The sequence below is a fragment of the Dokdonella sp. genome, assembly GCF_036518555.1.
Lineage (GTDB): Bacteria > Pseudomonadota > Gammaproteobacteria > Xanthomonadales > Rhodanobacteraceae > Dokdonella_A.
Window position 1 is genome coordinate 1 of record NZ_DATDMY010000271.1, and the last position, 8,876, is coordinate 8,876.

The following is an 8,876-nucleotide window of genomic DNA, read 5'->3' on the forward strand; positions in this document are numbered from 1 at the left end:
CAAGGCGGCCGTGCTCGGCGCCGGCGTCATGGGCGCGCAGATCGCCGCGCACCTCGCCAACGCCGACGTCGAGACGCTGCTGTTCGACCTGCCGGCGAAGGACGGCGACAAGAACGGCATCGCGCTCAAGGCGATCGCGAATCTCGCCAAGCTCTCGCCCGCCCCGCTCGCCGAGACGTCGAAGGTCGGCGGCATCACGCCGGCCAACTACGACGAGCACCTCGAGGCCCTGCGCGGTTGCGATCTCATCATCGAAGCGATCGCGGAACGGCTCGACTGGAAGCTCGACCTGTACAAGAAGATTGCTCCGTATGTCTCTGATTCTGCGGTGCTTGCAAGCAACACGTCCGGCCTTTCGATCCATGCGCTCGCGGACGCGCTGCCGGCGTCGCTGCAACCACGCTTCAGCGGCATCCATTTCTTCAATCCGCCGCGCTACATGCACCTGGTCGAGCTGATCCCCGATCGGCGCACCGATCGCGGCGTGCTCGCGGGCCTCGAGGCGTTCCTGACCACGACGCTCGGCAAGGGCGTCGTTCACGCGAAGGACACGCCGAATTTCATCGGCAACCGCATCGGCGTGTTTTCGATCCTCGCGACGATGCACCACACCGCGCAATACGGCCTCGGCTTCGACCTCGTCGACGCGCTGACCGGCCCCGCGATCGGCCGGCCGAAGAGCGCGACCTACCGCACGGCGGACGTGGTCGGCCTCGACACGATGGCACACGTGATCAAGACGATGGCGGACACGCTGCCGGACGACCCGTGGCATGCGCATTTCCAGTCGCCGGCCTGGCTGTCGGCGCTGATCGCCAAGGGCGCGCTCGGCCAGAAGACGGGTGCGGGCATCTACACCAAGCGCGGCAAGGACATCGTGGTATTGCGGCTCCCTCCGCAAGAGCCCGGCCGTCCATGGCCGGACTTTTCAATGGAGCAAAGTTATTCCCCTTCCAGCGGCACCGTGTCGGATGAAGTCGCCGCGATCCTCGCGATCAGGAACCCCGCCGAGAAGTTCGCCCGGCTGCGCGCATCGTCCGATCCCCAGGCGCAGTTCCTGTGGGCGGTGTTCCGCGACCTGTTCCACTACTCCGCCTACCACCTCGCCGACATCGCCGACACCGCGCGCGACGTCGACTTCGCGATCCGCTGGGGTTACGGCTGGAAGCTCGGTCCGTTCGAGACGTGGCAGACCGCGGGCTGGGCCGACGTCGCGAAGTGGATCGCCGACGACATCGCGGCTGGCAAGGCGATGAGTACGGCACCGTTGCCCGCGTGGGTCGGAAAGATCGATGGCGTGCATCACGCCGGCGGTTCGTATTCACCGCGTACGGGCAAGGACGAGCCGCGCTCGTCGCATCCCGTGTACGCGCGTCAGCTGTTCCCGGACGCGCTCGTCGGCGAGACGTTCGATACCGGTGCCACGCTGTGGGAGAACGACGGCGTGCGCCTGTGGCGACACGGCGACGAGCGCGTCGGCATCCTCTCGTTCAAGACCAAGATGAACACGGTCAACGACGCGGTACTCGACGGCATCCAGCAGGCGATCGGCTACGCCGAGAAGAATCTCGACGCGGTCGTGATCTGGCAGGACAGCGACAAGGCGTTCTCCGCGGGTGCGGACCTCAAGGGCATGCTCGGCTTCGTGCAGGCCGGGCAGATGGATCGCCTCGAGACGATGATCGCGAACTTCCAGAAGACGAGCATGCGCATCAAGTACGCGCTCGTGCCCGTCGTTGCCGCGGTGCGCGGCCTCGCACTCGGCGGCGGCTGCGAGTTCCAGATGCACTGCGCGCGCACCGTTGCCGCGCTCGAAAGCTACATCGGCCTCGTCGAGGCCGGCGTAGGCCTGCTGCCGGCCGGCGGCGGCCTCAAGGAGATTGCGGTGCGCGCGTCGCAGCGCACGGCCGGCGGCGACGTGTTCCCCGAGATCAAGCGCATGTTCGAGGCGGTCGCGCAGGCGAAGACGTCCGGCAGTGCGTTCGAAGCGAAGGCGCTCGGCCTGCTGCGCCCGGACGACGTCGTCGTGTTCAACGGCTTCGAGCTGCTCCACGTCGCCAAGCAGGTCGCGGCCGCGATGGCCGAGTCGGGCTATCGCCCGCCGCTGCCGGCGAACGCGGTGACGGTCGCCGGCGACGTAGGCCTCGCGACGCTGAGGATGGCGCTGGTCAACATGCTCGAGGGACGCTTCATCTCGGCGCACGACGACGCCATCGCGACGCGCATCGGCGACGTGCTCTGCGGCGGCGCGATCGAACGCGGCTCGCAGGTCGACGAGCAGTGGCTGCTTGATCTCGAGCGCAGGCACTTCTTCGAGCTGGCGCAGATGCCGAAGACGCAGGAGCGCATCGCGCACACGCTGGCGACGGGCAAACCCTTGCGCAACTGAGTCGACATCGGCCCGGCGCACGCCGGGATCCAATCGGCCTTACTGACGCAACGACGACCGGATTCCGGCTCGCGCCGGAGCGACGAAAACGATAACGAGCGCAGCACCGAAGGTGCTGCGCGGGAGAACACCATGAGCAAGCAGATCCAGGACGCCTATATCGTCTCCGCCGTCCGTACGCCGGTCGGCAAGGCACCGCGCGGCGTATTCCGCCACACCCGCCCCGACGACCTGCTCGCGCACGTGATCCGTGCTGCGGTCGCCAAGGCGCCGGGCATCGACCTTTCGCAGGTCGGCGATGCCGTCATCGGCTGCGCGATGCCCGAGGCCGAGCAAGGCATGAACGTCGCGCGCATCGGCGTGCTGCTCGCTGGCCTTCCCGACAGCGTGCCCGGCGTCACGATCAACCGCTTCTGTTCCTCGGGCGTGCAAGCGATCGCGATGGCCGCCGATCGCATCCGCCTCGGCGAAGCCGATCTCATGCTCGCGGGCGGCACCGAGAGCATGAGCATGGTCCCGATGATGGGCCACAAGGTCGCGATGAACCCAGCCGCGTTCAACGACGAGAACGTCGCGATCGCCTACGGGATGGGCATCACCGCAGAGAAGGTCGCCGAGCAGTGGAAGGTCACCCGCGAGGACCAAGATGCGTTCGCGCTCGCCTCGCATCAGAAGGCGCTCGCGGCGATCGCCGCCGGTGAATTCGCGGACGAGATCGCACCGTTCACGCTGGCCGACCGCTACCCCGACCTCGCGACGCGCGCGATTCGCGACGACGCGCGCGTGATCACGGTCGACGAGGGCCCGCGCAAGGACACGAGCCTCGACGGCCTCGCCAAGCTCAAGCCGGTGTTCCGCATGGGCGGCAGCGTGACCGCCGGCAATGCCTCGCAGATGTCGGATGGTGCGGGCGCGCTGCTGATCGCGAGCGAGAAGGCGATCAAGCAGTACGGACTCACGCCGATCGCGCGCTTCGTCGGTTTCTCGGTCGCCGGCGTCAAGCCGGAGATCATGGGCATCGGCCCGATCGCGGCGATCCCGAAGGCGCTCGCGCAAGCGGGGCTCAAGAAGGAACAGCTCGACTGGATCGAACTCAACGAGGCGTTCGCGGCGCAGGCACTCGCGGTGATCCGCGACGTCGGCCTCGATCCGGCGAAGGTGAACCCGCTCGGCGGCGCGATCGCGCTCGGCCATCCGCTCGGCGCGACCGGCGCGATCCGCGCGGCGACCCTGCTGCACGGGCTGCGCCGCCGCAAGCAGAAGTACGGCATGGTCACGATGTGCATCGGGACCGGAATGGGTGCGGCGGGGATCTTCGAGGCGCTCTGACCGACTGGAGGCCTGGGCGGAAACCGCGCAGCGGCACTACTCCTTCAGTGCCGCGGCCGCCGCATCGACACCGTGCGCAGCGGAGAACGCCTGTTCCGCGCCCGGGCCGGCAGGCGTCCTGTACTCGGTGAGGACGCGCCAGCGCCCATCCTCGAGGCGCACGATCGCGTGGAAGCGGCTGAAGATCGTGCGCGCTTCCTTGCCGGACTCGGAGATCGTCGTGCGGATCAGTCCACGCTCGGAACCGTATCGGCCATCGGTCATGCGCTCGTCGAAGCGCACCTCGAGCGCAAGTCGCGTGCCGGCCTGCTTCAACTCGCGCATGACCTTGGTCGAATCCTCGACGTAGGCGTCGTGGCCAAGGAAGTGCGGCTTGCCCTGCTGCACCATCACGAAGTCTTTCGAGCGCACGCCGAGCCAGGTCGCGTCGTCGAAACTGCCGACGCCGCGCACGAACGGCCCCCAGATATCGCGATTGACCTGTTGCAGTGCCTGGACCTGCGCGGGTGTCGCGTGCGCGGCCGACATCGCGACGAGCAAGGGCGTCGCGCAGACGGCGAGGAACATGCGTGGCGTCATGATGGGCACCTGGCAGAAGTGGACGACGACGTATGGCGTGCCCCGCTCGGTCGCGCAACACGTTCGCGGCGGTGCGTGTGCGCGATCCGCCGGACCGTGGGCGGGCCGCTTGCTCCGTCGTCGCGCCGGGCTCGCCATCGTTGCCGAGCACGACGCCCTAGCCGATCGGAACCCGCTGAGCGGGAATTCGGGCGCGGGCTTGATGGAATGGCTCCAGCCGCCGTACTGCATTGACGTCCGCGCATCGAACAGTGCGGCCGTGGATGGCCGCCGGCGGACCACGCGAAGACGAGGCCTTCAGCCTTTCGGCACGTCGTCGATCATTGCGATGCGGGAGGGAATGCGGAGGATTCCAGCCCGACCTGCAGCCAGCCGAGGTTGATGCCGATGCGTGTCGCTTGCGGATTCGCCCAGGCATATGCGAGCGTGCGACCGCTCGCGTCCTCGACGACCGACAGCTTGAGCACCGGCACGTTGCCGTCGCGATACGTGAGTCGTTCGAGCACGAGTGAATAGCCCGACGCACGTCCGTCGCGGTAGGCGAGCGCATACCGACTGCCTTCGTTGCCGAGCGCGACCTTGCGGTCCATGTGCCAGTCGGCACTGTCGGCGGCCGCGGCCGGACCGGCGCCGTTGAGCGCGGCCCATCCCGCGAACCGCTGCACGCGTCGCAGATCCTCGCGAGCTTCGGCACCGCGCGCCTGGTCGACGTACAAGCGCACGCGCAACCACTCGCCGTCGGACTCGACGGCGATCGGCAGCAGCGCGGCCTCCGACCCGATGCCGGGTGCGAGCACGGCGCATGCATTCGCGTCCGCCGAGAACACGCGCCCCTGCGTGCCGCCGCGGCTGCGCAGCGAGCACGCGTCCAGAGGTGCCCATTGCGCGTCGTCGAAGTCCTTGCCGAGGCCCGGCTGAGCGACGGTCGCCCGGTGGGGAACCCAGGCGACCTGCCCGTCCGCGGCCGTAGTCCGCCGCAGCGCCCACGAAGCCTGCAGGGGCGTCGAGACGTCGAGGCGCACGCGCCAGACGGTCCAGTCCTCGCGCGGCGTGCCTTCGATGGTCACGCGTACATGGGGAGGTGCGACCTGCGATGGATTCTCGCGCGCGGTCCAGACCTGCTCGTGGTTGTCGTAGTCACCCTGTAAGGAAGACGCGACCGGCACTGCGCTGCCCGATGCCGGGCGACCGATCGTCTGGCAGGCAGCGGACGCCAGTGCGAGCAACGCGACGAGCAAGCATCGAAAGTCCATTCGCCTAGCATAGCAGCCGCGACCAGCGCGGCGATTCGGCGACGGACGGCGCATCGCGCATTCGCGCTGCTGGGTATAGTGCGCGCACGTCCCCGGGGGTGGCATGACGACCGAGATCCAACGCGCCGACGTCCGCCTGCGCCGCGTCACCGCGATCGTGCTCGCGCTGGCCGTGGTCGCGGCGGTGGCGATCGTGTTCTTCATGCAGCGTTGGCTGACCGAACGCGCGATCGCAACCTCGACCGAGGCGCTCGTCGTGCAGATGCGCCACTGGATCGGCATCGCCGCCGCGTCGAGCGCGACCTGCCTGCTGGCGCTCGCGATCCACGCGCTGCGGCGCGCCCGCGCGGCGGCAGCGCAGCGGCGCTGGCCGATCGCGGAGGCGCGCGTGTTGCGCGATACGCCGGTGCTTCAGGGCACGGCGGCGCTGCGCGTGGCGCGCATGCTCAAGCTGCTCTCGCTGCTCCTGTTCGTATTCGCGGCGGCGACGCTCGCGCTGAGCTGGCGCCTGTTCGGCGTGTAAAAGGCCTCTGACGCTACAAGCGCTGCAGCGCCGCCTCGAGATCGGCGACGAGCACGTCGGGCTCTTCCAGGCCGATCGACAGCCGGACGTGATTGAGCGGCACGCCGTGCGGCGGCCGCAGCGCGGCGTCGCGCGGGAATACCGCGCAAACGGGAAACACGAGCGATTCGTAGCCGCCCCACGACACGGTCATGAGAAAGCGCGTGAGTCCATCGCAGAAACGCTCGACGGCAGCGATCTCGTCGGTCGCGAGCTCGACCGTGAGCAGGCCGCTCGCCCCGTTCAGTTGCCGCTCCGTCAGGCCGAGCTGCGCATTGGCGGACGCGCGCGGCGAATACACGCGGCGCACGCGCGGATGCGCTTCGAGGTAGGCGAGCACGGTCGCGGTCGTCGCGGCGATGCGCTGCATGCGGATCGGCAGCGTGCGCAGGCCGCGGATCATGAGCCAGGCGTCGTGCGGCGACAGGATTGCGCCGAACGTCATGTACGGCCCGCGGAACACGTCGCGGATGAGCCCGGCGCTGCCGCACAGCGCGCCTGCGACGACGTCGCTGTGGCCGTTGAGGTTCTTCGTCGCCGAGTGCGCGACGAGATCGATCCCCAACGCGATCGGCGACTGGTTCAGCGGCGTCGCGTGGCTGTTGTCGCACAACGTGCGGATGCCGCGCGCACGCGCGAGAGCGGCCACCGCGGCGAGGTCCTGCTGCTCGAACGTCATCGAGTTCGGGCTTTCGAGCACGATCAGGCGCGTGCGGTCGGTCAGCGCGGCCTCGAAGTTCGCGGCGTCGGTGCCGTCGACGAACGTCGCGGTGACGCCGAAGCGGCCGAGCAGATCCTTGAGCACCGCGCGCGTCCAGCTGTACGGCCGCGCGACGCACACGACGTGGTCGCCGCCGGACACGCAGGCCACGACGCCGGCGGAGATCGCGGCGGCGCCACTGCCGAACATGAGGCAATCCTCGGTGCCTTCGAGCGCAGCGACCTTGCGCCGGAGGATCTCCACGGTCGGGTTGTTGCCGCGCGTATAGACGTGCTCGCCGAGTTCGTCGCGGAAGCCCGCGCGCATCGCCGCCACGCTCGGGAACGCGAAGATGGACGATTGCACGATCGGCGGCGCGACCGCGCCGAAATACCGCTCGCGATCCTCGCCGAGCTGGTTCAGGATGTAGCTGAGATCCATGCGCGGGCAGATCGATGCGGCGAGGGATCGGTCACGTGCCGTCGCCGTACGGCGCGTCGAAGCCTTCGCGGAAGATCACCAGCGCATCGCTGTCGGTCGCGCCGACCGTGGCCGAGTTCCAGGTGGCGTCGACCGAATTGTCGATCGTGTCGCCGCTCGCGTCGACGCGCACCGGCGCATGCACGAGCCAGGTCAGGCTGTTGCCGACCGGGATCTCCATGCCCGCGTCGACGAGGGGACCCGAGCCGCTGTCGGTGCAGATCGCGCCGACACCGCTCGGCAGGCAGATCCAGGTCGTATAGGCAGGGTCGAGCTGCGGCGGGAACGCGTTCGCGATGCTCACTCCGGTCGCGTCCGCGGCACCCGTGTTCGCGAGCGTGACGGTGTAGTCGAGGTAGCCGCCGTAGCGCGCGAAGTCGTGCGCATCGTCGATCGTGATCGTGAGCCCCGCGGGCGTGCCGGCGGCCGCGAGGCCGCTCGTGACGAGCGCTGCGATCATCAGCGAAAACGCAGCGCTGCGGCGAAGCGGGTCGATCCCTTGCATCGTTCGAATCCCCTGTGGCGACCTGCGGCAGCCGTCGCGGGATTCTAGGCAAATGCGGCCGCAGCCGCCAGCGCGCCGGTGATCTCCGCTCGAACGCTCAGCGCATGCCCGCGATGAACTCGCGCGTTGCCGGTGCGAGCGCGGGATCCGCAAGCGCCATCGCGAGCGTCGCCTTGACGAGGCCGAGCTTGTTGCCGCAGTCGAACCGCGTGCCCTCGAACCGGTAAGCGAGCACGCTCTGCTCGCCGAGCAGCGCCTCGATCGCGTCGGTGAGCTGGATTTCCCCGCCGGCGCCCGGGGTGGTCTTCTCGAGCAGCGCGAAGATGCGCCCCGGCAGCACGTAGCGGCCGACGATCGCGAGGTTCGACGGCGCGACCTCGGGCTTCGGCTTTTCGACCACGAGCTTGACCTTCGCGGCACGGTCGGACATCGGCGTCGCGTCGACGATGCCGTACTTGTTGGTCTCGTCGCGCGGCACTTCCTCGACCGCGATCACGCCTGCGTCCTGCGCCTGCGCGAGCTCGGCCATCTGGCGCAGCGCGCCGGCGCCGGCGCCGTTCCAGATGAGGTCGTCGGGCAGCACCACGCCGAACGGCTCGTCGCCGACCACGGGCTTCGCGCACAGCACGGCGTGGCCGAGGCCGAGCGCCTCGGGCTGCGTCACGAACACGCAGCGCACGTGCTTGGGCAACGTGCCCTGCACCATCGCGAGCAGGTCGTTCTTGCCGGACTGGGCGAGCTTGCTCTCCAGTTCGTACGCCTTGTCGAAGTAGTCGGCGATCGCGTGCTTGTAGCGGTTGGTGACGAACACGAGCGTGTCGGCGCCGGCGTCGACGGCTTCGTCGACGGCGTACTGGATCAGCGGCCGGTCCAGAACGGGAAGCATTTCCTTCGCGACGACCTTGGTCGCCGGCAGGAAGCGCGTGCCGAGCCCGGCGACGGGAAAGACGACCTTGCGCAAACGTTGGCTCATGCGATGTCCTTGTTGGATGGCCCTTCAGCGCGGGCCGAACGTGACGACGTTGTCGGTCGTCGCCGCAGCGTCGACCGACGCGAACTCGGGCAGCAGCTGGTCGAGA

General features: G+C 68.9%; 8 protein-coding genes. 3 read left to right on the plus strand and 5 right to left on the minus strand.

Annotated elements, in window-relative coordinates; genetic code table 11:
* A partial coding sequence (locus VI238_RS14900; RefSeq protein ID WP_331652742.1) for a 3-hydroxyacyl-CoA dehydrogenase/enoyl-CoA hydratase family protein occupies nucleotides 1-2,389 on the plus strand: 2,389 nt, incomplete at its 5' end.
* Nucleotides 2,390-2,521: 132 nt separating this feature from the next.
* Nucleotides 2,522-3,718: an acetyl-CoA C-acyltransferase gene (locus VI238_RS14905; RefSeq protein WP_331652744.1), complete on the plus strand. Its 1,197-nt coding sequence runs from the start codon at nucleotides 2,522-2,524 to the stop codon at nucleotides 3,716-3,718.
* A gap of 36 nt (nucleotides 3,719-3,754) precedes the next feature.
* On the opposite strand, the gene VI238_RS14910 is transcribed toward VI238_RS14905, so the two are convergent.
* On the minus strand, nucleotides 3,755-4,297 hold the full coding sequence (locus VI238_RS14910) for a hypothetical protein (RefSeq protein ID WP_331652746.1): 543 nt from the start codon (nucleotides 4,295-4,297) through the stop codon (nucleotides 3,755-3,757).
* A gap of 320 nt (nucleotides 4,298-4,617) precedes the next feature.
* Nucleotides 4,618-5,550 carry a hypothetical protein gene (locus VI238_RS14915; RefSeq protein ID WP_331652748.1) on the minus strand — a complete coding sequence of 311 codons (933 nt, stop codon included), beginning with the start codon at nucleotides 5,548-5,550 and terminating at the stop codon, nucleotides 4,618-4,620.
* Between the two features lie 103 nt (nucleotides 5,551-5,653).
* Here VI238_RS14915 and VI238_RS14920 point away from each other — a divergent pair, with 103 nt between their 5' ends.
* Nucleotides 5,654-6,073 (plus strand): hypothetical protein, encoded by a 420-nt coding sequence (locus VI238_RS14920; protein WP_331652750.1) that lies wholly within the window; start codon nucleotides 5,654-5,656, stop codon nucleotides 6,071-6,073.
* Nucleotides 6,074-6,086: 13 nt separating this feature from the next.
* On the opposite strand, the gene VI238_RS14925 is transcribed toward VI238_RS14920, so the two are convergent.
* From VI238_RS14925 to galU, 3 genes are all read right to left on the minus strand, one after another.
* On the minus strand, nucleotides 6,087-7,253 hold the full coding sequence (locus VI238_RS14925) for a trans-sulfuration enzyme family protein (protein ID WP_331652752.1): 1,167 nt from the start codon (nucleotides 7,251-7,253) through the stop codon (nucleotides 6,087-6,089).
* A 31-nt stretch (nucleotides 7,254-7,284) separates the two neighbouring features.
* The gene (locus tag VI238_RS14930; protein WP_331652754.1) at nucleotides 7,285-7,797 is read right to left on the minus strand and encodes a hypothetical protein; all 513 of its coding nucleotides are present in this window, start codon (nucleotides 7,795-7,797) and stop codon (nucleotides 7,285-7,287) included.
* A gap of 97 nt (nucleotides 7,798-7,894) precedes the next feature.
* Complete coding sequence (gene galU, locus VI238_RS14935; RefSeq protein WP_331652756.1) at nucleotides 7,895-8,770, minus strand: UTP--glucose-1-phosphate uridylyltransferase GalU; 876 nt, start codon at nucleotides 8,768-8,770, stop codon at nucleotides 7,895-7,897.
* Nucleotides 8,771-8,876 lie beyond the last annotated feature (106 nt).

What these genes read in the sequence shown, in the direction of transcription:
- galU (WP_331652756.1), bottom strand. Translation starts at nt 8,770, where the DNA reads ATGAGCCAACGTTTGCGCAAGGTCGTCTTTCCCGTCGCCGGGCTCGGC.
- VI238_RS14930 (WP_331652754.1), bottom strand. Translation starts at nt 7,797, where the DNA reads ATGCAAGGGATCGACCCGCTTCGCCGCAGCGCTGCGTTTTCGCTGATG.
- VI238_RS14915 (WP_331652748.1), bottom strand. Translation starts at nt 5,550, where the DNA reads ATGGACTTTCGATGCTTGCTCGTCGCGTTGCTCGCACTGGCGTCCGCT.
- VI238_RS14905 (WP_331652744.1), top strand. Translation starts at nt 2,522, where the DNA reads ATGAGCAAGCAGATCCAGGACGCCTATATCGTCTCCGCCGTCCGTACG.
- VI238_RS14925 (WP_331652752.1), bottom strand. Translation starts at nt 7,253, where the DNA reads ATGGATCTCAGCTACATCCTGAACCAGCTCGGCGAGGATCGCGAGCGG.
- VI238_RS14910 (WP_331652746.1), bottom strand. Translation starts at nt 4,297, where the DNA reads ATGACGCCACGCATGTTCCTCGCCGTCTGCGCGACGCCCTTGCTCGTC.
- VI238_RS14920 (WP_331652750.1), top strand. Translation starts at nt 5,654, where the DNA reads ATGACGACCGAGATCCAACGCGCCGACGTCCGCCTGCGCCGCGTCACC.